A 26,385-nucleotide genomic window follows, 5' to 3' on the forward strand; every position below is an offset into this window, starting at 1 on the left:
CGTAACCGGAAGTACAGGAACAACCGGTGTAACTGGTGAGACAGGGGCGACTGGTCTTGCAGGTCTGACTGGGGCAACTGGCGTTACAGGAGCTACCGGAATCAGCGTAACCGGAAGTACGGGATTAACAGGTACAACTGGAGAAACAGGAGCGACAGGTGTAACGGGACTGACAGGTGCGACTGGCGTTACGGGAGCTACCGGAATCAGTGTGACCGGAAGTACAGGAACAGCCGGTGTAACTGGTGAAACGGGAGCGACTGGTTTAGGCGTAACCGGAAGTACGGGATCAACTGGTGTAACTGGTGAGACAGGAGAGACTGGTCTTGCAGGGTTGACTGGTGCGACTGGTGAAACGGGAGCGACTGGTTTAAGTGTAACCGGAAGTACGGGATTAACAGGTACAACTGGAGAAACAGGAGCGACAGGTGTAACGGGCTTGACTGGGGCAACTGGCGTTACGGGAGCTACCGGAATCAGTGTAACCGGAAGTACCGGATTAACAGGTGCAACTGGAGAAACAGGAGCGACAGGTGTAACGGGACTGACAGGTGTAACGGGACTGACAGGTGCGACTGGCGTTACAGGAGCTACTGGCGTCAGCGTAACCGGGAGTACGGGATCAACTGGGGTCACAGGCATTACAGGAGCCACGGGAGTCGGTATAACAGGTGCAACCGGTACAACGGGCGTTACAGGAACTTCGGTCACTGCAGCTTCTTCCTATGCAGAGAATACGAATGGTACCATTCTTGTTATTCTGGGAGGAACAGCTGTTGCTCTTCCTGCAAACCAGAACATCGGAACTGGTATTACGGTAAATGGAGCGAATGATACCTTCACTTTGGCTACAGCGGGCAGGTATTATATTAGCTATAAAGTTAATTTGACGGCCGCACTCGCCGTACAATCACGGATATTGCTAAATGGAGCAGTGGTTCCAGCGAGTGTAATCTCACCAGTGCTTTCTCTAAGCCAACTGGCAACCGATTTTATTATCACGGCTACAGCGGGTTCGACCATTCAACTTCAATTATTCGGCCTAATAGCCACAGCTGTTCTATCGCCGCCAGGTGCGACACTCAACATTATCCGCTTAAGCTAATTACCAAAAAAGAGACGAACCCTTTGGGTTCGTCTCTTTTGATTCTTAATGAATGATAAGTAACTATTCCAGCACGATTTCAACAGCTGTATTGATTTCTGGAAGTGCAGCAAGCTGAACAAGAACATCTTTGGGAACTGCTTTATCCACGGTCAGGATCATGATCGCGGCACCACCAATGATTTTCCGTCCCACTTGCATGGATGCGATATTGACATCGTTCTGTCCAAGCAGGGTTCCTACACGTCCGATAATACCTGGTTTATCGTTATGGGAGATCAAAATTTGATGACTCTCCGGAGCGATATCTACCGGGAATTTGTCCAGGCGAACAATACGTTCTCCATAACCTGCAAGCAATGTCCCCGCTACGCGGCGTTCCTCAGCTTCCTGAGTTGTAACCAATGTTACGGTAATCAGGTTAGTGAATCCTTTGGTTGCGGAGGTTTGGCTTACAACCACATTCAGATCACGGATTTTGGCCAAATGCATGGAGTTGACGATGTTGGCTTCTCCACCCAAATGTCTTGCGAGAATACCCTTCACAATATAACGAGTAAGAGGAGACGTGTCTACTTCAGAAAGTTCACCAGCATAGTCGATCCGAATCTCCTGCACTGCATTTTGTGTAATCTGTGCTGCAAAACTACCGAGTGTTTCACCCAGTTTGAAATAAGGTTGTAGTTTAGTCATAACGGTAGGTGCAACCGCTGGCATGTTAACTGCGTTCTTGAATGGTTCGTTACGCAGGATGTGCAGAACTTGTTCGGATACGTCAATCGCTACATTTTCTTGTGCTTCAACAGTGGATGCACCAAGGTGAGGCGTGACAATAATGCTAGGATGATTCAGGAACGGATGGTCTGGAGCAGGTGGCTCACTTTCGAATACATCAAATGCAGCCCCGGCAACAATGCCCTCGTCAATTGCTTCCACAAGTGCCATTTCGTCAACTACACCACCACGGGCACAGTTGATGATACGCATGCCTTTTTTCATTACTTCGAATTGTGGACGTGAAATCATGTGCCGTGTTTCCGGAGTTAATGGCGTGTGAACGGTCATGAAGTCCGCATTGCGAATGATATCATCCACACTTGCGAGTTTCACCTGCAGCTTCTCGGCACGCTCTTCCGTGAGGAACGGGTCGTAAGCAAGAATGTCCATTCCGAATGCTTTGGCGCGTTTGGCAACTTCACTACCGATCCGTCCCATGCCCAGTACACCCAGCGTTTTGTTTCTTAATTCCACACCCAGGAATGTTTTACGATCCCACGTACCTTGAATGGTTTTGGCGTATGCTTGAGGAATGTGTCGTGCCAGTGCCATCATCATGGCAAATGTGTGCTCACAGGTTGTGATGGTATTGCCATCAGGTGCGTTGATAACGATAATACCACGCTGTGTAGCAGCTTCCAGATCAATGTTGTCTACACCAACCCCTGCGCGTCCGATTACCTTAAGGTTGGTACCAGCCGTCATAATACGATCTGTAACACGAGTCTGACTACGAACCAAGAGGGCATCATAATCACCAATAATGGCAACAAGTTCATCTTCACTAAGACCGGTTTTCTTCTCAACAACAACATCATTTGCATCCACCAGTTGCTGGATTCCCAGATCACTGATTGGGTCCGACACTAACACTTTGTACATGGTTTCTTCCTCCTTAGGTATGTGTATCTATATCGTCAAGGTCTGACCTCAGCTAGAGGTATTCCTTAAAACCAGGGTGATTCTTCCGCCTAATAACGCGGTGTCGCAGCAGAGGGAAAAGGTGAAGCAAATAGAGTGATTCCACAGATATCCTTTAAAATAATCAAAAAACTCTCAATCCACATACTGCTTGCGCAATAAGGGACGAGAGTTGTCGTGGTACCACCCTAATTCACCGCCGTTTCGCAACGACAGTCTTAGCGGTCAATGAAGACCGAAGAGGATAACGGGTCTAAACCGATTGCACCTACTCCAATTTCAATGCAATAACTCAGGAGCGCTCAAGACCATTTGCCTGCCACCGATTCACACCTACCATCGGCTCTCTGTAAGACGAAGCAACGTCTTTTTTCCATCATCGTGTTTAACGTGACTAATTTTTTCATAATGTATCATGGCTGACATGAGCATGTCAATAGGCTTAAATGTTTTAAAATGTTTTGCAGATGTCTTTAGATTCACACATAAACAGAGTCACCATAAGTAATACAATAGTTAATATACCTACGACAAGAAGATGGAAAGTAAGCTGTTTGGTGAACTGAATTTTACTGCTTTAATGAAGTAATGGTACGGACATAAACCAGGACTTGGGGCAGGTCTTGAACCTAATTGGTTTTTTGGCTATCATTTAGTATACTATCCGATTGGACAACGTAATTGTTATCCATCAAATTTAACTCAAGAGGACAGACGCATCCGATGAAAAAAATCAAGTTTCCCAAGTTCAAGATTCAAAAGGCTGAGCCACAGCAGCTTACCGAGCGTTTGCTTTTAATCAATCTATACTTTACACAAGGTCTGACACTGATTATCGGAGTTGTGTGGATCTTATTGCAGAAACGAAACTTGTTAGATGTACTCGCATGGCCAGACAATTACCAATTTATATGGTGGGGTCTTGGTCTTGCAGGAATTATGCTTGTTATGGACTTGGTACTGTCGTATGTTATACCTCAGGAAAGCATGGATGACGGTGGAATTAACGAGATGCTGTTCCGTGGGCGTCCGATCTGGCACATTGTATGCATAGCAGCCATTGTTGCTGTGTGTGAGGAATTATTATTCCGTGGAGCCATCCAACATGCCATCGGTCCTTACTGGACAAGTATTTTATTTGCAGTTATCCATATTCGTTATTTGCGCCACTGGATTCCAACAGGCTGGGTGTTTGTCTCAAGTTATGGATTGGGTTGGATTTACTTGCAGTCCGGCACATTATGGGCGCCTATATTATGTCACTTTATTATTGATTTGGTGTCCGGATTAGCGATACGTTTTCGGAGGGGATCATGAATCAGCCATTAAGTAGAATGAAGACATATGGCAGTCAGCGCCATCGTCAATCGGATAAAAAAGAGAAATCCGAGCGTCAGGTGGCTTCTCAAGTAAGCATCGTTGCTGAAACGGCAGCAGCTGCTGAGGTTGGCGGAATCACACCAATTACTTCCGTTTCTTTACCTAGATCACAGCGCAAGCCCTATACAGAAAAGCTGGAAAGTCCAGTACTTCCTCAAAGGGCACCATCACGCTCCAAAAAAACGTCAACATCAACGGAAGAATCGATCCCCGAAGCGGGTTCGCTTCCTACACGAACAGAATTGCATCCTTCACGTCGGTTAAAATTGAGTAAGAGGTTTGTCAATTCACTCATTTTTATTTTTGTCATGTTAACGATTAGTCTGGTTTGGTGGGGGGTTGAAGGGGCACCCGCTCTGAATACGTTCCTTCCCTTGCCTTGGTAATGCTTTTACTCGCAGGTTTTATCATTTTGATGGGAGTTTTACTACTTTTTCATATGTGGCGTGAAGCCCATGTTCATCAAATGATTGAAGAAGAGGTTGAAGTACCTCATCTGCCAATATCCTTTGACGGGGCTATGATTTTGTATGTATCCGACACGCACAAGCGCAAGCTGAAGCAGAAGGATCTGGAAAACGTTAAAAACAAAGTGGACTGGGTTCTTATCGGCGGGGATGTTGCGGAAAAAGGAATCTCATGGTCTCTAGTTAGACATAACATGAAAATTTTATCGAACATTGCCCCTTCATTTACGGTGTATGGCAACCATGACAAGAGGGCTGGTACCGCTCAACTTGCGCGAATCCTTCGGGAATCGGACGTTAAGCTCCTGCAGGATAATGTGGAATATCTGCAAAGGGGTAGCGACAGATTGAGCCTGATCGGTATAGATTATCGTTCCAAACAGGGCGATGTATTACTACAGCAGATCGGTAACCGTTTTTGCAAAATTGCTATCGTTCATGATCCTTTGCAGGCCCTTCGCTTGGAAGAAAATGCAGATCTTATTTTAAGCGGTCATACACATGGCGGACAATTGGTTGTACCATTTTTCGGACCTGTGTTCCTGAGCAAAGCGTATCGTCCCGTATCGAACGGGTGGTACTCCCTGAAGCGAAGTCCGGACGACGTTTACCAAGAAGGCAAAATGCTTGTTAGCAGAGGATACGGTACAAATCATCTCCCTCTTCGACTAGGTTGTCCCGCAGAGATGCACCTCATTACATTAAGAGTGCCCACGGAAAAAGCACTCACAGAGAAACAGCCTTGATCCATTGGATCAAGGCTGTTTCATTTTGATGCGAGAAATATCGATTTAACGAGCTTCCAGTTCGATCGCACGCGGATCTACAAAAGAATAGCCTTTTTGTTCGAGCTTGGTCAACAACTCATCCAATGCTTCAACCGTCCATGGCAATTCATGCATCAAAATATTGCTTCCAGGATTTAACTGGTCCAGTACATTTTGAATGACTTTCTCGGGTTTATCTTTGGTGCTTTTATCCCAATCGAGGGAACCGTTAGACCATGTCATATATAACATGCCTTTTTTCTTCACAGTAGCCTTCAGTGCATCATTACCCGATCCAAAAGGTGGACGGAAGAACTGCGGTTTTTCACCGATAGTGTCCTTCACAATTTTTTGGACATCCGTAACCTGCTTGGCCGCTTCAGCATTGGACATTTTTTTGAGATCCTCATGATCCCAGGCATGATTACCTACAATCTGACCTCGTTCATGGATGAGCTTGAGCAATTCAGGATGACTTTTCACCCGATATCCATTGACGAAAAATATCGCTTTAGCGTTGTGTTTATCTAATGTGTCGATTAGTGAATTAATCATCTTTTCTTCTTTGGGTCCATCATCAAAAGTTAACAAAACCACTTTGCTTGGGCTCGTGTCATCATTCGGTTTAATATAATAATTTGAATTCATATGATACGTCTGTTCCACTTTTTCTTCTGCTGGAGCTTGCTCGGAAGGTGCAGGTGCAGATCCCTCTTCTGTTGCAGTTGACTCGTCCGTTGCAGGTTCGGTCTCAGCAGGTGCAGACTCTCCTGTTTCACTTAAGTTGGAACCACTTTGCTCTTCTTGAATCGTGGTCGTGGGTTCGCCCGCTGGTGTGGAATTTTCTGATGCTTTTTCTCCCGCTGCCCCACAGGCTGAGAGCAGCAAACTTGCAGCAATAATTAATACGGCGGTATGTCTGAACATGATTTCAACTCGCTTTCCTGTATTTATACGGAATGAGAATGCTCACTCCCGCAAACACTACATGTGATTTTAACACTTAAAGGAGGTTGGTGTAATGAAGGCGTCGTCCTTTTTTTGGGGAATTGCAATTGGCGTAGCGGCCAGTTCTTGGTTGTCCAAAGGCAAGTTGCCCATGCTGTCTTCGGGTTCATCACGAAATATGATGGATCAGGCAAAACATAAGATGATGGAGATGACTTTCCCGGGTATGGATGGGTTCACCAGCAAGCAAAATCAACATGGCGAATCACATAAAACCCCAGCAGTAAAAAAGGCAAGTACAATCACTCCGCAGGAAAAAGAAGCGAATATGAGCATGCTCAAGGATTTTATTCGCACCAATCCGGATGTGAAGCATGAAGTTGAACAGATTTTAAATCAAACAAACACAACAGTACCGGGTTTATAAACCAAAACCACCAATTAGAATCATCCACAGTCTGGATCTGCTGTGGAATGATTCTTTTTTTGTCGATTTTACTTCGTGCATTTAGAGGTATAAAATGATAACATAACTACATAGATTTATTTTCAGCACATATTGTTTTGTGCTTCATAATCTGTTATAAGACTTGCTTATAAAGGGGAGATCCTGTATGAAAATAGAACGACTAAGTCACGATAAGATACGGATTTTCCTGACCTTTGACGATCTGAGCGAGCGCGGAATACAAAAAGAAGATATGTGGCAGGAAATACCTAAGGTTCATGAACTGTTCACTGAAATGATGGACCAGGCCTATTCCGAACTTGGATTTGATGCCACAGGTCCACTTGCTGTCGAAGTATTCGCACTTCCCGCTCAAGGGATGGTTGTCATTGTCACACGTGGAAAATATGATCCGCAACAATATGGTTCAGGTCATGAAGATGATCTTCCTGAAGAAGTATATGAAATGGAAGTTACACTCGAGCAAAGCGATTCCATCGTTTATGCGTTCAAGGACTTTGAAGTGCTCATTGAAGCTGCACATATGTTGCGTCAGCATGTTACGGATGCTGGGAGACTTTATTCGTATAAAGACAAGTGGTTCTTGCATTTGGAACCAGATGAGGTGGATTCCACCAAACATGCGGCACTGATTGCCTTGCTTGCTGAATTTGGTGAAGGTTCTTCAGTTACTCCGGCAGTTATGGAAGAGTACGGTAAAGTTGTTATTCCTGCACAAGCGATTGATGTTATCTGCACCCACTTCAAACGTCAGGATTAATCTCTAGTTGTAATCGCGTCTTTAGTCAGAGGAGGGAATTTCGGTGCTTTTGTTTTCGGTCTTAGCGGCAGCAGTTGCCCCGGGTCTCGCCTTGTTAACATACTTTTACCTGAAAGACCGTTATGATTATGAGCCACTTCATATGGTATTGCGAGTTTTCCTCATGGGGATTCTGATGGTACTGCCTGTGATGATTATTCAGCGTGGCATGATGATGTGGCTCGGGGATAATCCTTATCTTGAGGCCATTATGATCTCAGGTGGCGTGGAAGAGTTTGTTAAATGGTTCGTGCTTTATCATATCATCTATAATCACACCGAATTTGATGAGCCGTATGACGGAATCTTATATGCAGTCGCTGTATCACTTGGGTTTGCCACAGTAGAGAATGTGTTGTATGCCTTTGCGGGGAATGCATCCGTCTCAGCCATGTTCCTTCGAGCACTGCTCCCTGTTTCAGGGCATGCAATGTTTGCGGTGATTATGGGTTATTACATGGGCAAGGCCAAGTTTATCGGAGGCAAGAAAAAGCGGTGGTACCTGGTTCTTTCACTCGTGTTACCTTTTTTCTGGCATGCACTGTACGACGTCATCATGAACACCATGGCGAATCATTGGTTATGGTTTATAGCGCCACTAATGGCGGGCCTGTGGTATGGGGCAATGGGTAAAATCACACGAGCCAATAACCGTTCTCCATTTCGTTTTGTGAAGCGGGAGGAAGAGGTTAAATTATAAAAATACGGACACACTGGTGGACATAAAGCGCATATTGCGCCTGCTGCCCCGGTGTGTTTTTATTTTTTTTGGATAAACTCCCGGGGAATGACCAACAGAAACGAGGATCGACTGCGATGAGAATTAAAATTAAAATCAGATGCAAACAATGCGGTGAACGTTTTACATTACGAGGCAAGAAAGAACGTGGCCGGATCGAAACGGGGTTCAAGCAATGTCTCTGTGATAACAGGGATCAGTTCGAAATCGAAGAAGAAGGCATGGCTACCGGGCTTCAGCTGAATTAAAGGAAGTTTTACAGCGCTACAATACAGCCTGCTTGTGTAAGGACTGGAAATCGCATGCATAAGAGATCTTTCTTCGATCCACAATAGAGGTAGTGGTTTAGAAGAAAGGAGACTCTACGGATGTATAAACGTTTAAGTTCAGTCATGTTTCCGATATTTGCGGTCTTGCTGGTCGGTGCACTCGTGTGGGGCTATCAGGAGAATCAAGAAAAGAATGCAATACTGATCAAGGCAGAGAATCAATATCAGCGGGCCTTTCACGATTTATCTTTTCATATGGATAAATTGCATTCCGAGATTGGCAACACCTTGGCGGTTCACTCCACGTCACAGGGGATGCATCGTAAAGGTCTGATGAATGTATGGCGACTCACCAGTGAAGCGCAAAATGAGATCAACCAACTGCCACTCACCATGTTGCCATTTAACGAGACAGAGGAATTTCTCTCCCGTATTTCCAACTTTGCTTATCGAGCGTCGATGCGTGACCTAACGAACGAACCGTTAAGTGAAAAAGAAATGGGGAACCTGAAAAAGCTGTATCAGAATTCATCCGAGATTACCAAGAATTTGCAGGATGTACAGCAGAAAGTTCTTACGGATCGTTTGCGCTGGATGGATGCGGAGACAGCTATGGCAACGGAAGAACAAACAATGGATAACACGATTGTAGATGGATTCCGTACCGTGAATAAAAAGGTGCAGGAGTATCCGGAGCTTGATTGGGGTCCTTCCGTATCCAATATCTATGCCAAACGCACGGTGAAGAAACTGGATGGTCTGCCGATGACCAAAGAACAAATTCAAAGCAAAGCTGCGAAATTCTCTGCTGCAGACAGTAGCAAAATCCAAGTACAAGAGAACGGTAAAGGAACGGACTGGGAATCGTATACTGCGACTGTCAATCATGGCAACAATGGCAAACTGATGATGGATTTCACCCGTAATGGGGGGATGCTTATCTCTTACAGCGATACACGTCCGATTGGAACCAAAAAAGTATCTCGTCAGGATGCCATGGCAAAAGCAGATCAATTTCTAACGAATAAAGGCTACAAAGATATGAAGGCCGTAAACTACGATGAATTCGGTAATTTGGGTAACCTCACTTATGTGCGTAAGCAAGGGGACACCTTAATCTATCCCGAGAAAATGTCTGTTCGAGTGGGATTGGATACAGGCGAAGTAACGGGCTTCCAGGCGAGTGACTTTGTCTACGAACATAATGACAAGCGCAAAGTTCCGAAAGCAACGCTTACGGAGCAACAGGCTCGTCAAAAACTTAATTCCGAGTTCAAAGAAAATTATGTTCGTAAATCACTGATTGAAAATGATTACAGCAAAGAGGTATTGTGTTATGAATTTGGAGGGAGAATTAACGGTTCCCGTTACCGGATATACATTAATGCGAATACGGGGATGGAAGAAGCCGTTGAGGAGATCAAACCAGTCAACGCAACCTCATAAACAGCTTTAGAAAGCTAAATGTTAAGTTGTTCAAACAAACAAGGCAGACCACATTGTGGTCTGTTTTTTTCTAGTTCAATGTGAGAAAGGTCATGGTATAATAGTCCTTGTACATACGAAGATAAATACATAAAGTGGCGGTGAACCAATTGTTTCCTAAAATCAATGAAGTTCTATACATCCAGATTGCTTCCGCAGATGAAAAAGAGGAAAACAAAGAGTACAAATCACGCATTGCAGATATGGATGACAACAGTTTTTTGATTGAGGTCCCGATGCAACAGGGAAGCAACCGTCTGAAAAGGCTCTTTTTCGGAGAGGAACTGTCCATTTCATATATTACGGAAGATGGAGTCCGGCATTATTTTAATACCTATGTCACCGGATTTGAAGAAGATGTGGTCCGTCTAGTCCGTATCCGTAAACCGCTTCCAGGTGATATATCGAAAATACAACGCCGCAGTTTTCTTCGTGTTCATGCAAACCTTGAAATGGCCATTCAAAGTGAAGACCTGACTCGTGCCGTAGGCTTGACTGAAGATATCGGTGGCGGTGGATTGTCCATCTATGGCGAAACAGGATTTTCAATAGCTGAAGAACAAAAATTGAAATGCTGGCTGCTCGTTCCATACCGTAATTCAACAATTGAACATGTGAATTTTGAGGCTGAAGTCGTGCGGATCAAAACACTGGAAACAGGCAGAATGTTGTGCATGCTGAAATTTGTGCAGATCTCAGACTCGGAACGCCAGAAAATTATCAAGTTCTGTTTTGAGCGTCAATTGGATTATCGAACTAAATAGGAATGTTATGGCATAAAAAAAGGGCGCTGTGGATACCGTAATGAAAAAACGGAGGATATGCCATGAGTCATCGCCATGCAACCCGAAGATATGAACGCCTCTATTATGTGCTCTCCAGGCGAATGGAAAGAAGGGTGATGATTATGATCACAACCCTTCTAATCCTGCTTGTAGTGTATCAATTACTGCTGCTCGTACCTGGCTTCAAAAAAAATATGACCACCATTGATCGCCTGGAGGGAACGCCAATCCGTGTGCAAACGATGAATGAATTCGAATCTCATTGATTTGTCTGTTTTTGCATCCATGTGTAGAGTGTGGTATAATTTTCACGATGCAGGCAATGCCTGTTTTTTTATTGAGGTTTATCGTTTGAGGAGGAATGCCCCGTTGGCAAGCCAGAACACATCAGAGAACGGGAAAATGAACGTTGCAATTGACGGACCTGCCGGTGCCGGGAAAAGCACGGTGGCCCGATTGGTTGCAGAAGCGCTCGCGTATGTATACGTCGATACAGGCGCAATGTACCGTGCGGTAACCTTGCATATGCTTCGGAAAGGAATTACACCGGAAGATGTGACACAGGTACTTCAGGAAGCCCAAAAGCTGGTCATTGATTTACAACCGGATCCCGACGGACAGAAAGTGTTCTGTAATGGGGAAGAAGTAACCTCGGAAATCCGCTCCCGTGAAGTGACGGGAATCGTGTCCCGATATGCGCAAATCGAGGGGCTGCGTACGCAATTAGTGGATACTCAGCGGCAAATGGCTTTGCGCAAGGGCGTCGTCATGGATGGACGCGATATCGGAACGACAGTACTGCCCGATGCGGAAGTGAAAATCTTTATGACTGCCAGTGTGGAAGAGCGTGCGCTTCGCCGCTTCAAAGAACTGGACCCCTCTGAAGGACTAACGTTGCAACAACTGGAGCGAGACATTGCCACCCGTGACAAATTGGATGAGAATCGGGAAATTTCCCCGCTTCGTTGTGCTGAGGATGCAATCGTTCTTGATACAACTGAGATGAACATCCATGAAGTGGTTGACAAAATCGTATCTTATTGCACAATGGTCAGAGGAGAGATCGGTCTATGATTTACACATTTTGCAGCACATTACTGCGGATCATTTACACCATTCTTTTCCGCTTGGAGGCTGTCGGACGGGAGAATATTCCGAAAGATGGCGGCGTACTTTTATGTTCCAATCATATCAGTAACTTCGATCCTCCAACCGTTGGTATCAAAATTCGCCGTAAGGTACGTTTCATGGCCAAAAGCGAGTTGTTTGATATTCCGGTACTCGGCCGCATTATTAAAGCCGTGGGCGCTTTCCCCGTTAAACGTGGAGGTGTCAGCAAGGAATCCATTAAGACCTCACTCAATATTTTGCGTGATGGTGAAGTGCTTGGAATCTTCCCTTCAGGAAGCCGTCATAATGACGGAGGCATCGGCAAAAAAGGAGCAGCGAGTTTTGCTCTCCGTAGTGGAGCTACAGTTATTCCTACTGCTATTATCGGCAACTACAAGGTTTTTCGTAAGATGAAAGTTGTATATGGAGCACCGGTAAGTTTGGACGAGTTCAAGGAAGACCCATCCGGAGAAGCTCTGGAGAAAGCGACTGAGAAAATTATGTCCAAAATTAACGAAATGGTCCAAACGGGCGTGCCGAGCAAGTAACGGCTTCGTCGATAGCTGAGTGCATGTTTCCATATTTTTGAGGGAGACTAAGCGTGAGTACTCAGTGATGAAAGTGTTTTGAACTCTGCTACAGGCAGGTTTGAATATAATGGGGTTTTTGAATTGAGGAGGGTATTTGACATGTCGGAAGAAATGAAAAATCAAGAAGCAACCCAAGATGAGTTGGATCAATTCGTTTCCTTGAAAAAAGGAGATACCGTAAAAGGAACCATCGTCAAATTGGAAGATAACCAAGCCTATGTGAGCATTGGATATAAATATGACGGTGTCATTCCAATTCGTGAACTGTCTTCATTACATGTGGACAGCGCGTCTGATGCAGTAGAAGTTGGACAAGAAGTTGAAGCTAAAGTTCTTAGCATCGACGACGAGAAAGAAAAACTCGTTCTGTCCAAACGTGCAATCGACAGCGAAAACGCATGGGATCAATTGCAAAAGCATTTTGAAGACCAAGACGTATTCGAAGTTGTTGTAGGTGATGTTGTTAAAGGCGGTCTGGTTGCAGACGTGGGCGTACGTGGATTTATCCCGGCTTCCATGGTTGAGCGCCATTTCGTTGAAGACTTCAGCGACTACAAAGGACGCACACTGCGTGTTAAAGTGAAAGAGATCGACCGTGAGAACAACAAAGTGATCCTTTCCCAAAAAGACGTACTGGAGCAAGAATTCGAAGCAAACAAAGCTACAGTAATGGCTGGTTTGCAAGAAGGTCAAGTGATCGAAGGTACAGTACAACGTTTGACTCAATTCGGCGCGTTCGTTGATGTGGGCGGAGTTGACGGTTTGGTTCACGTATCCGAGCTGGCTTGGACACACGTTGAAAAACCATCCGACGTTCTGTCTGAAGGCGATAAAGTTAGTGTGAAAGTGCTGAAAGTTGATCCTGAAAAAGGAAAAATCAGCTTGAGCATGAAAGCTGTTCAACCAGGTCCTTGGGAAACAGCTAGCGAAAAATTCAATTCCAGCGATATCGTAACAGGTGTTGTAAAACGTCTGGTAGACTTCGGTGCATTTGTTGAAATCGCTCCTGGTGTTGAGGGACTTGTGCATATCTCGCAAATCTCCCACAAACACATCGGCACTCCTCATGAAGTGCTGAAAGAAGGACAGGAAGTTCAAGTTAAAATCTTGGACATGAACCCTTCTGAGCAACGTGTAAGCTTGAGCATCAAAGAAACAGAAGAAGCTCCAGCTCAACCACAAAAATCAGAAAGACCTGCAAGAAACAACGCTCCACGTGAAGAAATCAACAATCCAAACGTTTCCTTGAACAATCAAGGTATGAGCACTACGCTTGGCGAACTGTTTGGTGACAAACTCAGCAAATTCAAATAAGTTAACAATGCATGGTTCTTAGTTATATACTGCATATTTTGCTGAATAATAAAAGCAAGATCGGCGAGCCCAAGGCGGGTTCGCCGATTGTTTTTATTGCGAGTATTTTGGCATGAAACGTTAGCCAAGACATATCTTTTTTGCTATGATGAGTATCGTAAGTATGGACAGGAGGAGTGGAATGTATGGCAAGACCCGTTGTGGCAATTGTCGGACGACCGAACGTGGGTAAATCCACCATTTTCAATCGGATCATCGGCGACAGACTGGCCATTGTGGAAGACAAGCCGGGCATTACCCGTGACCGGATCTACGGAATCGGCGAATGGAACGGTAAACCATTCAGTATTATTGATACAGGTGGTATCGAAATTGATGGTGAGGATGTCATCTTAAAATCAATCCGAATGCAAGCAGAACTCGCTATTGAAGAAGCGGATGTTATTGTATTCATGTGTGATGCAAAAGCAGGTATTACGCAATCGGATGAAGAGGTCGCAGAGATGTTGTACCGCTCAGGCAAGCCTATTGTTGTAGCTGTTAACAAAGTGGATAATATCGGACGAAGTGAGCTCATTTATGAGTTTTATGGATTCGGCTTTGGTGATCCCATCGGCGTATCCGGAAGTCACGGTACAGGTGTAGGTGATTTGCTTGATGCGATTGTGGAGAAGTTGCCTGAACTTGAGGAAGAGACTTACGATGAAGATGTCATTCGTGTAGCGCTGATCGGACGTCCTAACGTGGGTAAATCTTCACTGGTGAACGCGATTCTGGGTGAAGAGCGTGTCATTGTAAGTGACGTGGCTGGAACAACCCGGGATGCAATTGATACACCTTTTGAAAAAGACGGCCAACGTTACGTGCTGATTGATACAGCAGGTATGCGTAAGCGTGGTAAAGTATACGAAACAACTGAGAAATATAGTGTAATGCGTGCTATGCGTGCGATTGAGCGTGCAGATGTTGTTCTGATTGTCATTAATGGTGAAGAAGGCATTATTGAACAGGACAAGCATATTGCAGGTTATGCATTCGAAGCTGGTAAAGCGTCTTTGTTTGTGGTGAACAAATGGGACGTGGTAGAGAAGCATGACAAAACGATGAAGGAGTTTGAGAAAAATATTCGGGATCACTTCCTGTTTATGACCTATGCTCCAGTCGTATTTTTGTCAGCCCTCACAAAACAACGCTTACAAAAACTGTTGCCAGTTGTCACACGGGTAGCAGAGCAACACTCGTTACGTGTGCAAACACATCTACTTAATGATGTAGTATCTGATGCGGTTGCAATTAACCCTCCTCCAACCGACAAAGGACGGAGAATGAGAATTAACTATGTAACGCAGGTTGCTGTTAAACCGCCGACCATGGTTATATTTGTGAATGACCCTGAGTTGATGCACTTCTCATATGAGCGCTATCTGGAGAATAAAATCCGTGCGGCGTTTGATTTCGAAGGAACACCAATTCGCATATTTACTCGGAGGAAGTCCGACGAAAGTTAGGGGAGAAGTGTGTGATTTTACAAATCGCAGCGATTGTACTGAGTTATCTGCTCGGTTCAATCAGCTTTAGTGTCCTCCTTGCAAAAGCGATACGGGGGATCGACATTCGTCAGCACGGAAGCGGAAACGCAGGAGCTACCAATACATTACGTATATTGGGCAAAGGGCCAGCAATTGCTGTTCTGCTACTTGATGTGCTTAAGGGTGTTGCAGCAGTATGGATTGGAATCTGGCTGGGCAACGGTTCTGCCTGGATTCCTGCACTCAGTGGTATAGCAGCCATTGCAGGACATAACTGGCCGCTTTACTTCCATTTTCGTGGAGGAAAAGGGATTGCCACAGCCATTGGTGTTCTAGTAAGTCTTGCTTTCCTGCCTGCGTTATGTGCTGGGGTGATCGCCATTCTGTCCATTGTATTGACACGATATGTTTCATTGGGGTCTCTGATTTTTGTGGCATTTACGCCCATCTTTATCTTGGTATTACCCGGGTATTCAATGAATATCTTCTGGGGGAGTCTAATTATTTGTCTGTTTGCGTTCTGGAGACATCGTACCAATATTGCGAAGCTCGCCAAAGGACAGGAAAATAAATTGGGATCGAAAAACCCTGGAGGGGGTAAACGAGTTGTCTAAAAAAGTTGCTGTTCTAGTCGCTGGGAGCTGGGGAACGGCTCTGGCCAGTGTACTAGCTGCTAATCAATTAGATGTGATGATGTGGACTCGTGGTGAAGAGCAAACGACGGAAATCAATAGCAAGCACACCAATACTCGCTATCTTCCGGATGCGGAGCTTTCACCTCGGATTCAGGCAACAACTGATATGGAAGCTGCGGTGGAAGGTGCGATAGCTGTGTTAATTGTTGCGCCTTCTTCAGCCATGCGTGCAGTTTCGAATCAGCTTAAGGCTTATTATAAGCCTGAGATGTTAATCATTCATGCAACCAAAGGTTTTGAGACAGAAAGCCTGAAACGGATGTCCACAGTCATTTCAGAAGAGCTGGAATGCGAAGAAGGACGTGTAGTTGTGCTTTCTGGCCCAAGCCATGCCGAAGAAGTGGTGAAGCGTTGCCCTACGACAGTGGTTGTGGCCTCACTGGATAAGACATCTGCCGAGGCGGCCCAAGCTTTGTTTATGAATGCTTATTTCCGTGTTTACACCAATCGTGACATGCTCGGTGTTGAACTGGCAGGCGCATTCAAAAATATCATTGCTCTTGGTGCAGGCATGTCCGATGGTCTTCAATTCGGCGATAATGCCAAAGCAGCGCTGTTGACCCGCGGTCTGGCGGAAATCACACGTATTGGTGTGGAGATGGGGGCAAATCCTTTAACGTTTTCAGGACTTGCCGGAATCGGGGATCTGGTTGTAACGGCTACGAGTCAGCACAGCCGTAACTGGAGAGCGGGTTCTATGTTGGGTCAGGGACAGAAGCTCGATGATGTCCTGAAGTCCATGGGCATGGTGGTGGAAGGCATTCGAACCACACAGGCAGCCTATTTCATCTCTCAAAAATACGGTGTGCAAATGCCGATTGCAGATCAGTTGTATCACGTTTTATTCCAAGAGAGACAGCCGCGTGATGCGGTTGAAGCCTTGATGGGACGTGACCCGAAGACCGAAATGGAAGTCATGAAGCTTGAAACCTGGGAGCAGTGGCATTCCTGATTGTTATCAGCCTAAACGCATCTTGTGAAATAAGGAGCTTATTCACCTTTTCTGTAGCGGACTCATACTATACACATGAGTATTGCCGGAGGAGGGGAGACGAATGGGTAACAACATTTCCAAAGATGCGCTGAATGCAATCAACAAAAAAACGGGTAAAACGATAACTGAGGGTGCCGTCAAGAAATTGGCAAGCACGGTGAAACCAACGACGATCCAGAATGAAGCTCAGTTGCGCCAATTGATCAAGCAAGTATCCGCCATGGCGAAAGTTCCGGTATCTGAGGATACGGTTAAGGATATTGTGAGTGCGGTCAAGAAAAGCGGACTGAATCCAAACAGTATGGAGTCGTTAATGAAAATGATGATGAAAAAATAATAGATCACGCCTGTTTGTGCAGGTGATCGAGTAAGACAAAAAGACAAGTCGGCTTCTGCCGGCTTGCTTTTTTGTCTTTTTTTTGGAAAGTTAAGCTGAATTTCGTGTTATAATGGTTGCAATTGTCACAGTGTCAGTGATGAATATCGGACTAAAGGGGAGACTGTTGGATTATGAGCGCAATGGACAAGATGTGGCTGTCATTGGTCGCCATCCTCATTATGGGACTATCTGTATTCTTGATTACGTTTGCTCGTGCCAAAACAAAAGGCATTGTACGGGGGATTCTTTCCTTGCTTGCATTTTTGATTATGCTGATTGGCTTTTTCGGCGGAATTGCTTCTCTGACCTGATTTCTTACGCCTGAAGGATAACATCCGCATAAGCACATCATAAGAACTGACACAATGAACACGGATGAGGGGAGTGTGAGCCAATGAGGCCGCATGATACGGAGGGTCGGACAGAGCATTATCCGGAATTACACGCGGCTTTGCTGGAAACGGCCAAAGCCTGGAATACTCAGCCCCATACCTGGTTGCTTGGCGGAAGCTGTGGGTTGCTGCTTCAGGGGGTGGAGTTGCAGCAGGCTCCCAGAGATATTGATGTCTATGCGGATGTGGCTGCAGCTAAGGAACTTCACCGCATTGCTCCGGGGGAAATGCTTGACGAGCCTGTTGTGGATAAGACAGGACCGTATGCTTCCCTATTGAGTCACTATCAGGTTGGAGCATGTGCGCTGGAACTGGTTGGTGGTTTCGAAATATGGGCTCGCAAAAGTTGGTACCGCATCGAGATTGAACATGTACTTGCTCCGCATGCACCAGTAGCACAGGTGGGTTCGTATACCCTGCGCCTGATGCCGCTTGCCCATGAGTTGTTGTTTAATCTGCTGCGAGGTCGTGAAGATCGTTATGTACCCATTGCGAGACAGATGCGTCAGCAACCACTTGCACATCAACCTATAATGACACAATTAAGTCAACAGAATGTATGGACAAGCCGCTTCAGAGCAGAAGTGGAAAATCTTGTTGGCTTTGCATGGCCGAGCAGGTTGAGGGAGGACAATGATGGACTATAAGATTACTTTTTTACCTATGAACAAATCGATAACGCTCAAACCAGGGGCAACACTTCTGAATGCGGCAAGACGTGCTGGAGTCAAGATTACGACCCGATGCGATGGTAAAGCGGCTTGCCTGATGTGCAAAGTGAATGTGGACGAAGAACATCGGGCGGAACTCTATCCGCCAACAGATGCAGAAAAACGTAAGCTGGGTTCACTGTTGGAATCAGGTACACGTCTGTCTTGTCAGGCCAAGGTGTGTGGATCTCTATCGGTTCATGTTCCTGAGGATCCTCTGAAGGCAGCTATTCGAAAACAATTGGAACGTCAACAACAGGAAGACGACTGGTTCTGAGATAAGAGTTATTCAAGGAGGATACGGATGATCAGGAACAAGCCAAAATGTGTAGAGGGAAGCGGACGCCAGCGTCTTATGCATCAGATGGGCGGTCTGCTGTTACTCCTGTTGTTTGCTTTTACAGCAAGTGGTTGCATGTACCCATCCCAGAACACTACGGATCCTAAAATAGCTTACCGGGAAAGTGTGAGCCGTATCCAGAATGCGGTCGAAACATTCCAGCAAGATGAAGGTATTTTGCCAATCATTAATGCAGACATGCAAACCCCAAAATATGAAAAGTTCAGAGTGGATCTGCCCAAGTTGAAGCAACTGGGGTATCTGGATGAAATACCGGGAACGGCTTTTGAAAGCGGTGGTAGCGCTTACTTTCTAATTCAGGATGAAGAAGTGAATCCAACCGTTAAAGTGATGGATCTTCTGACCGTGCAGAAAGTAAATGATGTGCAACGAATGGTTAATCAATACAAGACCGTACATAACAATAAGTTGCCAAGTGGGGAAGAGCTGTATCCGGGTCTATATGCTGTGGATATGGAGCAGGCTGCACAGGCAGGTACTCCTTCTATAACGTTGAATAGTGTATATTCGGGTCAGGAGTTACCTTTTATGATGGATGAGGAAGGCAATGTATATGTGGATTATGCTTTTGACATTATGCAGGCGGTGGAAAAGTCTGATGTGTCTCCAGCGGAGACTGAAGATGTTCGGGATGTTCTGTTGGAACACTCCTACTTCGTTCCTGTTAAATCTGTTCCCTACGCATGGCAAAATAATATACCTGTTGCTCAACCAACCAATTAAGGATTCGTACATTTCAAGTGGTGTAAAAGCATATGCTGCCATTGATCCAATGGCTTAAGAAGAGATATTCCGCCAATATGGGATATCTTTTTTTATTCTGAAATCATGAACAGCAACAGTCATAAAAGCTTCATGGATCACATAAAGTAGATTGAAATAAAGACGCGCAGTCCGAGATCGGGGGATTCTCCTAATGTCATCACCATAAGATAAAAAAACAAAAATACGCGTCATATTGCCGCATACGGATACATAAGATGATACTAGTCCAATTGCATGTACGAGTTAACGCCGCTCTCGCCGGTTTCATCAGAATGCAACGTTCGGCGGCGGACGACTTCCGGGCACTCACAAAGGCGGCTCTACCGTTGCAGGGATTTCAGTCTTCTGATTGAAAAAACGAAGCGGATGCTCTTTAGCATTTTTCCTTCGGAGTAATTTAGGGAGGGGATTTCATTGGAGAAAGTGGACATTTTTAAGGACATAGCTGAGCGGACCGGAGGGGATATTTATCTCGGGGTTGTCGGCGCAGTCCGGACGGGAAAATCAACATTTATCAAACGATTCATGGAGACCATTGTATTGCCAAACATCACTAACGAGGCAGATCGTGGTCGGGCGGTGGATGAACTTCCACAGAGTGCAGCAGGTAAGACGATCATGACCACGGAGCCCAAATTCGTACCGAATAACGCAGTTCAAATCAAGGTGGCCGAAGGACTCGATGTCAATGTGCGCCTTGTGGATTGTGTAGGTTATGCGGTTGAAGGAGCCAAGGGATACGAGGATGAGAATGGTCCGCGCATGATCTCCACGCCTTGGTTCGAGGAGCCAATTCCGTTCCAGGAAGCCGCAGAGATTGGTACTCGCAAAGTCATTCAGGAGCATTCCACTCTGGGTGTTGTGGTAACAACGGACGGCACGATCGCCGAAATTGCCCGCAGTTCCTATGTGGAATCCGAAGAACGAGTCATTGCGGAATTGAAAGAAGTGGGCAAACCGTTTGTCCTGGTCATCAACTCCACTCGTCCTCGCAGTGAAGAAGCTCTGCAACTGCGTAGTGAGCTTGCTGCCAAATATGATATTCCGGTCATGACACTTAGTGCAGCCACGATGACGGAAGATGATGTGACGGGTGTCCTTCGAGAAGTGCTCTATGAGTTCCCTGTGCATGAAGTGAATGTAAACCTGCCGAGCTGGGTTATGGTACTGAACGAGACTCACTGGCTGCGTAGCAACTACGAAAATTCCGTACGGGATACCGTAAAGGATATTCGCAGACTTCGTGACGTGGATCGGGTTGTCGCTCAGTTCATGGAATATGAATTCATTGATCGCGCGGGTCTAAGTGGCATGAATATGGGGCAAGGTGTAGCCGAAATTGACCTGTATGCGCCGGATGAACTGTATGATCAGATTCTCGTGGAAGTGGTCGGGATTGAAATTCGAGGCAAGGATCATCTGCTGCAATTAATGCAGGAATTCTCGCATGCGAAGAGAGAATATGACCGCTTTGCAGAAGCGCTGGAGATGGTCAAAACGACCGGATACGGCATTGCTGCTCCATCTCTCGCCGAGATGGCTCTGGATGAACCTGAGCTCATTCGCCAGGGTACCAAATTTGGCGTACGCTTGAAAGCAACTGCACCGTCCATTCACATGATCCGGGTTGATGTGGAATCGGAGTTCGCTCCAATCATCGGTACGGAGAAACAAAGTGAGGAACTGGTGAGATACCTGATGCAGGACTTCGAGAACGATCCGATCAAGGTATGGGATTCAGACATGTTCGGTCGTTCGCTGCACTCCATTGTGCGAGAAGGTATCCAGGGCAAGATTGCCATGATGCCGGATAATGCAAGATACAAATTGCAAGAGACGCTGGGAAGAATCATTAACGAAGGTTCAGGCGGCTTGATTGCCATCATTCTGTAAAACATCAAAAGACCGTAAGGGGACTCCCCCTCGCGGTCTTTTTTAGTATGATTTCTTAATTTTGGATGAAATGGATAGGAAGGATAATGCTTTCGAAAAAAAACTTAGCGATTTTTAGCTTTAAATTACTAAAACCCATTTACATACTGGGGATTAGCCGTTATATTAATATTCAACTATTGTGATCGAGATCACAGAGAGTGGACAGGGGGAGACAGAGATGAAAAGAAAAGAGACAAAATGGGTATGGTTGAGTGTGTTTTTAGTATTCGCATTGGCGCTGTCCGCTTGCGGAATCAAAAAAGAACCGGCAGCAACTCCGGCTTCAGGTGCATCAGATGATACACCAAAAACGGAAGCAGTCACAGGCCCTCTAAGCGGCAAACGGATCGCACTTATTATGGAATTCAATACAGGTACCTTCTCGCAGCAATATGTACAAGGAGTCAAACAAGAAATCGAAAAATTCGGCGGTGAGCTGACTACGTTTGTTGCCGATAATGATAAAGCGAAGATGGTATCCTTGCTCGATAGCGCAATTAACCAGAAATTCGATGCCATTCTCACAGATCACGGGGATTCCCTGCTAGAGCCAGGTGTGAAGAAGGCAGTAGAACAGAACATTCCAGTAGTTGTGTTCGACGCAGCCATCAGTGTTCCGGGAGCAACAGTCCTGTCGCAGGATGACCAGAAGATGGCTGAACTCACGTTGGAGCAAATGAAAAAAGATATCAATGGACAAGGCAATATTGTCAAAGTATGGGTAGCTGGTTTCGCACCGATGGAACGCCGTCAGATCGCATACGGTGAATTCATGAAAGCAAATCCGGACATCAAGGAAATAGCTACATTCGGTTCTGCACAGAACCCGGCGCTGGATACTCAAGCCAAAATGGAAGCCATTCTCAAACAATATCCAAAAGGTGAAATTACAGCTGTATGGGCTGCATGGGATGAGTTCGCCAAAGGTGCAGCGCGTGCGATTCAACAAGCTGGACGTGACGAGATCAAAGTGTATGGTATCGATATGAGTGACGAGGATCTGCAAATGATTCAAGACCCGAAAAATCCTTGGGTTGCTTCTGCTGCGGTTGATCCAACAGATATCGGTCGCGTACAAGTACGTTATGCCTATCAGAAACTGAACGGGGACGAGACGGAAGATGCAGTTGTGCTTAATCCGGTCTACGTTCAACGTGAAGCATTGCCAGATAAACAAATCTCCACTTCAGAGCTGTCAGAGTTCGTTGAGGGTTGGGGAGGCAGTACACAAGGAATCAAGGATTGGATGAGCGAATACGGAATTACTGCTAAATAAGCAGCGTAAGGGAAGCGCGCCGCAAGGCGCGCTTTTTCCACCATAATGAAGATATGCGAGATCTGGATGAGAAATGGGATACTCCCGTGAGGGAATGATTGGAGGTTAACGTCATGAGCACTGCACCGATTCTGCTTCAAATGGAACATATCCACAAGCAGTTTTCAGGCATTCCTGCACTGAAGGATGTGGATTTCTCTGTAAAAGGCGGCGAGATTCATGCGCTGCTGGGTGCCAATGGGGCCGGTAAGAGCACGTTAATGAAAATTTTGTCCGGTGCCTATCATTTGGATCAGGGTACGATTCAGTTGAGTGGTCAAGCGCTTCACTTGGGTTCTCCGGGAGACGCGAAGGCAAGTGGGATCCATTGTGTATATCAGGAAGTGGATGCGGCACTGGTGCCACAGCTGACGGCTGCGGAGAACATTATGTTGGATCAGCTGGCTTCATCTGCTGGAGGTTGGTGGAAAAGTCCACGAAAGCTGCAACAGCGTGCGGTTGAGGCGTTGCAGCAATTAGGAGCAGACATATCCGTTCACCAAAAAGTGGCCGATCTGACGCTTGCAGAGAAACAGATGATACTGTTGGCACGGATTTTGATTCAGGATGCCAAGGTCATCATTTTTGACGAACCGACTGCACCGCTGAGTCAGGAAGAAACGGATGCATTTTTCCGAATCGTTCATCACCTGAAGGATCGGGGTGTAGCTTGTATTTTCATTACCCATCGCCTTGCTGAAGTGACAGGTCACTGTGATCGCGTTACGGTCATGAGAGATGGACAACATGTATTTACCGGTGAAGCAAAAGGACTGACAATTAACGACTTGGTTACACAGATGCTGGGCAAACCATTCGAAGAAGAGTTTCCGAAGACGGAAGCACCCGTGGGAGAACTGTTACTGGAGGCACGTGGGCTTCGTCGTGGAGTGAAGGTCAAGGGTGTTGACCTGTCTGTACGCCGGGGTGAAGTCCTCGCTGTAGTGGGTCTCGTAGGCGCTGGTAAAACGGAAAGCTCTCGCTTGCTCATTGGCGCAGATCGACTGGAGGGAGGCGAGATCCGGCTTAACAACCGTAACCTCCGCCTGACTCAGCCTGCGGATGCTGCGGCTCTAGGGATTGTTTCTGTACCGGAGGAACGTCGTAAACAAGGAATTCTGATTCATGAGAACGTGGAACGGAATTTAAGCCTGCCTTTGCTTAGTCGCCTCAGTACACTGGGCTTTGTGAGCCGCAAACGGGAGCGTCAGAATGCAGAGTCATTGGTGAGACAGCTCGGAATCAAGACATCGTCAGTAAAACAGGAAGTAAAGTATTTAAGCGGTGGTAATCAGCAGAAGGTAGCCATTGGTAAATGGCTTAATGCGGATGCAGATGTATTTATATTTGATGAGCCAACCAAGGGTGTGGATATTGGGGCGAAAAGTGACATTTTCCGCATCATCAATGAATTGGCATTGGCAGGCAAGGGCGTAATCTATTTCACCTGTGAACTGGATGAAGGCATGGGGATTGGTGACCGCATTGCCGTCATGTGCGAAGGTGTTATCGTAAAAGAGTTCAAGCGGGGCGAGACTAACCAAGAACAGCTGCTATACTATGCAAGCGGTGGACAAGAGGTGCAATCATGAAGGATAAATCACTGGATTTTGCGTTCCGTTACGGGGCGATCATTGTCATCATAGGTGTTATCGCATTTTTCGGCATTAAATTGCCTTATTTCTTTACGTACAGTAATTTAACTGATATTTTGGGCTCGATCTCTATCGTTACGTTTGTAGCGATCGGTGTTACGTTATCTCTCATTGTGGATGGGTTTGATCTCTCCGTAGGGGCGACCGTCTCATTAACTACCGTCGTTACGGCTTCATTAATGATTTGGTATCAGCAACCGCTCGCAATCGTAATTATCGTGCCACTGATCATTGGAGCTGTTATTGGTTTACTGAACGCTTTGCTGATTGTGAAACTGCGTATTCCTGATCTGTTAGCTACCCTTGCCACGATGTACATCATTGGAGGCATTCACAAAACGTATGCACAGGGATACACCATTTATAATCACATGCAGTTCCCTGATGGAAGCAAAGCTGCGGGAGAGATGGACCCGACATTTCTGCTTATAGGGCAGGGTAAATGGCTGGGTATGCCGATATCAGTCATCCTGCTGCTTATTGCGGTCATCGGTGTGCATATCTTTTTGACGTATACGAAATATGGGCGCCAGATGTACATTACAGGTGGTAATGAGGAAGCTGCGCGCCTATCCGGCATCAAGGTAAAAAAGGTGCGTACGCTCGCCTATGTAGCCGCTGGAGTGTTTGCAGCAATCGGTGGTATCATCTATGCTTCCAAAGTAGGGTCCGGGCAGATTGATGCGGGATCACCGTTGTTAATGGAATCCGTAGCTGCTGTATTTGTCGGTTTCTCTGTATTTGGCGCGGGTAAACCCAATGTCATCGGAACCTTCATCGGTTCGGTTCTGATTGGTGTACTTGTGAACGGATTGACGATGATGAACGTACAGTATTTCACGCATGATATTGTAAAAGGTGGGGTTCTTGTACTTGCCCTGGCGGTTACATTTTACGTCTTAAACCGCAACCGGACTTGAAATTGTGGGCTGTCTGTATTAGTATGAAATTTGTTCGGCGTCTGAAATGCCCTTGGTTTCAGGCGACATTCTGCCGAAAATGACTGTTGACCGCTGGCGGAGATTTGTGTTCATCGCTCAAGATGTACGTAGATTTTTTGCGTATGAACGTATATTTCGCTATAAAACGGAAACACAGTATAACATTCAGGACATTGATTCAGGAGGTGAAAAACAAATGAACAAATCAGACTTGATTACACACGTATCCGAAGCGACTGAATTGTCCAAGAAAGATGTAACGAAAGCGGTTGATGCCGTATTCGAAGCAATCTCTGAGGCTCTTCAAAGCGGAGATAAAGTACAATTGGTTGGTTTTGGGAACTTCGAAGTTCGCGAGCGCTCTGCACGTAAAGGACGCAACCCGCAAACAGGTGAAGAAATCGAAATTCCTGCGAGCAAAATTCCTGCGTTCAAACCAGGTAAAGCGCTCAAAGACGGAATTAAATAAGATTTCTACATATTCCATATGTCGACAAAAAGACCGTGACTTGTTCACGGCCTTTTCTTTTGCCCTTTAATGATGATTCTTTCGGGTATCCGAGGGTTCAGGATCATCCGGTTGCCCGGCATAAGCAACGAGAATCAATTCTTCGCCAGCAGCTGCAGACAGATGCTGTTCAATTTCTTTTAACTGATGAATATGCTCGTCTGTGAGTGCGGCAGGGGTGTACTTCATGCAGATTCTCCTTTCTGTGGATATACAACTGTAGTATGACCCGAGGAAAGCCGATTCTTGCGGTTCATTCGCATAAGGCACTGGTTGACAAA

The 26,385-nt window shown here is 45.9% G+C and carries 30 protein-coding genes and 1 other annotated feature; of the genes, 27 read left to right on the forward strand and 3 right to left on the reverse strand.

Translation table 11 applies throughout. The features are described 5' to 3' along the window. A partial coding sequence (locus WFI24_RS22200) for a BclA C-terminal domain-containing protein (protein ID WP_442956248.1) occupies positions 1-1,105 on the forward strand: 1,105 nt, incomplete at its 5' end. 63 nt (positions 1,106-1,168) lie between these two features. Here WFI24_RS22200 and serA read toward each other — a convergent pair. After that, positions 1,169-2,764, reverse strand: a complete 1,596-nt coding sequence (serA, locus tag WFI24_RS22205; protein WP_336764286.1) for a phosphoglycerate dehydrogenase — start codon at positions 2,762-2,764, stop codon at positions 1,169-1,171. A gap of 197 nt (positions 2,765-2,961) precedes the next feature. After that, positions 2,962-3,192 (reverse strand) — a binding site (T-box leader). A 334-nt stretch (positions 3,193-3,526) separates the two neighbouring features. Between serA and WFI24_RS22210 the strand changes: the two genes are divergently transcribed. From WFI24_RS22210 to WFI24_RS22220, 3 genes are read left to right on the forward strand one after another with little or no spacing between them, the layout of a single operon-like run. Continuing rightward, positions 3,527-4,120: a CPBP family intramembrane glutamic endopeptidase gene (locus tag WFI24_RS22210; protein ID WP_336764287.1), complete on the forward strand. Its 594-nt coding sequence runs from the start codon at positions 3,527-3,529 to the stop codon at positions 4,118-4,120. Next, a complete protein-coding gene (locus tag WFI24_RS22215; protein WP_221820294.1) occupies positions 4,117-4,569 on the forward strand; it encodes a hypothetical protein in 453 nt (150 codons plus the stop codon). The genes WFI24_RS22210 and WFI24_RS22215 overlap by 4 nt, the downstream gene beginning before the upstream one ends. A gap of 29 nt (positions 4,570-4,598) precedes the next feature. Next, on the forward strand, positions 4,599-5,396 hold the full coding sequence (locus tag WFI24_RS22220) for a metallophosphoesterase (protein WP_336764288.1): 798 nt from the start codon (positions 4,599-4,601) through the stop codon (positions 5,394-5,396). 45 nt (positions 5,397-5,441) lie between these two features. On the opposite strand, the gene WFI24_RS22225 is transcribed toward WFI24_RS22220, so the two are convergent. Continuing rightward, complete coding sequence (locus WFI24_RS22225) at positions 5,442-6,344, reverse strand: polysaccharide deacetylase family protein (protein WP_336764289.1); 903 nt, start codon at positions 6,342-6,344, stop codon at positions 5,442-5,444. Positions 6,345-6,438: 94 nt separating this feature from the next. Here WFI24_RS22225 and WFI24_RS22230 point away from each other — a divergent pair, with 94 nt between their 5' ends. The 23 genes from WFI24_RS22230 (at position 6,439) to WFI24_RS22340 (ending at position 26,065) form a co-directional block, all read left to right on the forward strand. Further along, a complete protein-coding gene (locus tag WFI24_RS22230; RefSeq protein WP_145322530.1) occupies positions 6,439-6,792 on the forward strand; it encodes a hypothetical protein in 354 nt (117 codons plus the stop codon). Between the two features lie 187 nt (positions 6,793-6,979). Continuing rightward, positions 6,980-7,594: a genetic competence negative regulator gene (locus WFI24_RS22235; protein WP_076209900.1), complete on the forward strand. Its 615-nt coding sequence runs from the start codon at positions 6,980-6,982 to the stop codon at positions 7,592-7,594. A gap of 43 nt (positions 7,595-7,637) precedes the next feature. Further along, a complete protein-coding gene (prsW, locus tag WFI24_RS22240; protein WP_336764293.1) occupies positions 7,638-8,333 on the forward strand; it encodes a glutamic-type intramembrane protease PrsW in 696 nt (231 codons plus the stop codon). 116 nt (positions 8,334-8,449) lie between these two features. After that, positions 8,450-8,620 carry a hypothetical protein gene (locus WFI24_RS22245; protein WP_186327809.1) on the forward strand — a complete coding sequence of 57 codons (171 nt, stop codon included), beginning with the start codon at positions 8,450-8,452 and terminating at the stop codon, positions 8,618-8,620. A gap of 120 nt (positions 8,621-8,740) precedes the next feature. Next, entirely contained in the window at positions 8,741-10,087 is a 1,347-nt protein-coding gene (gene ypeB, locus WFI24_RS22250) for a germination protein YpeB (RefSeq protein WP_336764295.1), read from the forward strand. A 149-nt stretch (positions 10,088-10,236) separates the two neighbouring features. Beyond that, positions 10,237-10,890 (forward strand): flagellar brake protein, encoded by a 654-nt coding sequence (locus WFI24_RS22255; protein WP_336764297.1) that lies wholly within the window; start codon positions 10,237-10,239, stop codon positions 10,888-10,890. Positions 10,891-10,952: 62 nt separating this feature from the next. Further along, positions 10,953-11,177 (forward strand): hypothetical protein, encoded by a 225-nt coding sequence (locus tag WFI24_RS22260; protein ID WP_336764299.1) that lies wholly within the window; start codon positions 10,953-10,955, stop codon positions 11,175-11,177. A gap of 103 nt (positions 11,178-11,280) precedes the next feature. Further along, positions 11,281-11,985: a (d)CMP kinase gene (gene cmk / locus WFI24_RS22265; protein WP_145322518.1), complete on the forward strand. Its 705-nt coding sequence runs from the start codon at positions 11,281-11,283 to the stop codon at positions 11,983-11,985. Continuing rightward, positions 11,982-12,569 (forward strand): lysophospholipid acyltransferase family protein, encoded by a 588-nt coding sequence (locus tag WFI24_RS22270; RefSeq protein ID WP_145322516.1) that lies wholly within the window; start codon positions 11,982-11,984, stop codon positions 12,567-12,569. The genes cmk and WFI24_RS22270 overlap by 4 nt, the downstream gene beginning before the upstream one ends. Positions 12,570-12,710: 141 nt before the next feature. Next, a complete protein-coding gene (gene rpsA / locus WFI24_RS22275) occupies positions 12,711-13,925 on the forward strand; it encodes a 30S ribosomal protein S1 (protein WP_062835205.1) in 1,215 nt (404 codons plus the stop codon). Between the two features lie 185 nt (positions 13,926-14,110). Next, positions 14,111-15,433, forward strand: a complete 1,323-nt coding sequence (gene der, locus WFI24_RS22280) for a ribosome biogenesis GTPase Der (RefSeq protein WP_145322514.1) — start codon at positions 14,111-14,113, stop codon at positions 15,431-15,433. Between the two features lie 11 nt (positions 15,434-15,444). Next, complete coding sequence (gene plsY, locus WFI24_RS22285) at positions 15,445-16,068, forward strand: glycerol-3-phosphate 1-O-acyltransferase PlsY (RefSeq protein ID WP_336764306.1); 624 nt, start codon at positions 15,445-15,447, stop codon at positions 16,066-16,068. Continuing rightward, a complete protein-coding gene (locus WFI24_RS22290; protein ID WP_336764308.1) occupies positions 16,061-17,101 on the forward strand; it encodes an NAD(P)H-dependent glycerol-3-phosphate dehydrogenase in 1,041 nt (346 codons plus the stop codon). The genes plsY and WFI24_RS22290 overlap by 8 nt, the downstream gene beginning before the upstream one ends. Before the next feature lie 103 nt (positions 17,102-17,204). Then, entirely contained in the window at positions 17,205-17,480 is a 276-nt protein-coding gene (locus WFI24_RS22295; protein WP_145322508.1) for a stage VI sporulation protein F, read from the forward strand. Positions 17,481-17,653: 173 nt separating this feature from the next. After that, entirely contained in the window at positions 17,654-17,833 is a 180-nt protein-coding gene (locus WFI24_RS22300; protein WP_145322506.1) for a DUF2768 family protein, read from the forward strand. An 83-nt stretch (positions 17,834-17,916) separates the two neighbouring features. Then, the gene (locus WFI24_RS22305) at positions 17,917-18,561 is read left to right on the forward strand and encodes a hypothetical protein (RefSeq protein ID WP_336764312.1); all 645 of its coding nucleotides are present in this window, start codon (positions 17,917-17,919) and stop codon (positions 18,559-18,561) included. Further along, positions 18,551-18,901, forward strand: coding sequence for a 2Fe-2S iron-sulfur cluster-binding protein (locus tag WFI24_RS22310; protein WP_145322502.1), 351 nt, complete (start codon positions 18,551-18,553; stop codon positions 18,899-18,901). The genes WFI24_RS22305 and WFI24_RS22310 overlap by 11 nt, the downstream gene beginning before the upstream one ends. 27 nt (positions 18,902-18,928) lie before the next feature. After that, positions 18,929-19,708, forward strand: coding sequence for a hypothetical protein (locus WFI24_RS22315; protein ID WP_336764314.1), 780 nt, complete (start codon positions 18,929-18,931; stop codon positions 19,706-19,708). 456 nt (positions 19,709-20,164) lie between these two features. Next, entirely contained in the window at positions 20,165-21,643 is a 1,479-nt protein-coding gene (gene spoIVA / locus WFI24_RS22320; protein WP_036607700.1) for a stage IV sporulation protein A, read from the forward strand. Between the two features lie 220 nt (positions 21,644-21,863). After that, positions 21,864-22,961, forward strand: a complete 1,098-nt coding sequence (locus WFI24_RS22325; RefSeq protein WP_336764316.1) for a sugar ABC transporter substrate-binding protein — start codon at positions 21,864-21,866, stop codon at positions 22,959-22,961. A gap of 113 nt (positions 22,962-23,074) precedes the next feature. Next, positions 23,075-24,592: a sugar ABC transporter ATP-binding protein gene (locus WFI24_RS22330; RefSeq protein WP_336764317.1), complete on the forward strand. Its 1,518-nt coding sequence runs from the start codon at positions 23,075-23,077 to the stop codon at positions 24,590-24,592. After that, the gene (locus WFI24_RS22335; protein WP_062835197.1) at positions 24,589-25,575 is read left to right on the forward strand and encodes an ABC transporter permease; all 987 of its coding nucleotides are present in this window, start codon (positions 24,589-24,591) and stop codon (positions 25,573-25,575) included. The genes WFI24_RS22330 and WFI24_RS22335 overlap by 4 nt, the downstream gene beginning before the upstream one ends. A gap of 217 nt (positions 25,576-25,792) precedes the next feature. After that, on the forward strand, positions 25,793-26,065 hold the full coding sequence (locus tag WFI24_RS22340; protein WP_024630670.1) for an HU family DNA-binding protein: 273 nt from the start codon (positions 25,793-25,795) through the stop codon (positions 26,063-26,065). 66 nt (positions 26,066-26,131) lie between these two features. On the opposite strand, the gene WFI24_RS22345 is transcribed toward WFI24_RS22340, so the two are convergent. Beyond that, complete coding sequence (locus WFI24_RS22345; protein WP_186327808.1) at positions 26,132-26,293, reverse strand: hypothetical protein; 162 nt, start codon at positions 26,291-26,293, stop codon at positions 26,132-26,134. Positions 26,294-26,385 lie beyond the last annotated feature (92 nt).

It is taken from the genome of Paenibacillus sp. USHLN196, from assembly GCF_037144955.1.
In the GTDB taxonomy this organism is placed as follows: Bacteria; Bacillota; Bacilli; order Paenibacillales; family Paenibacillaceae; genus Paenibacillus; species Paenibacillus xylanexedens_C.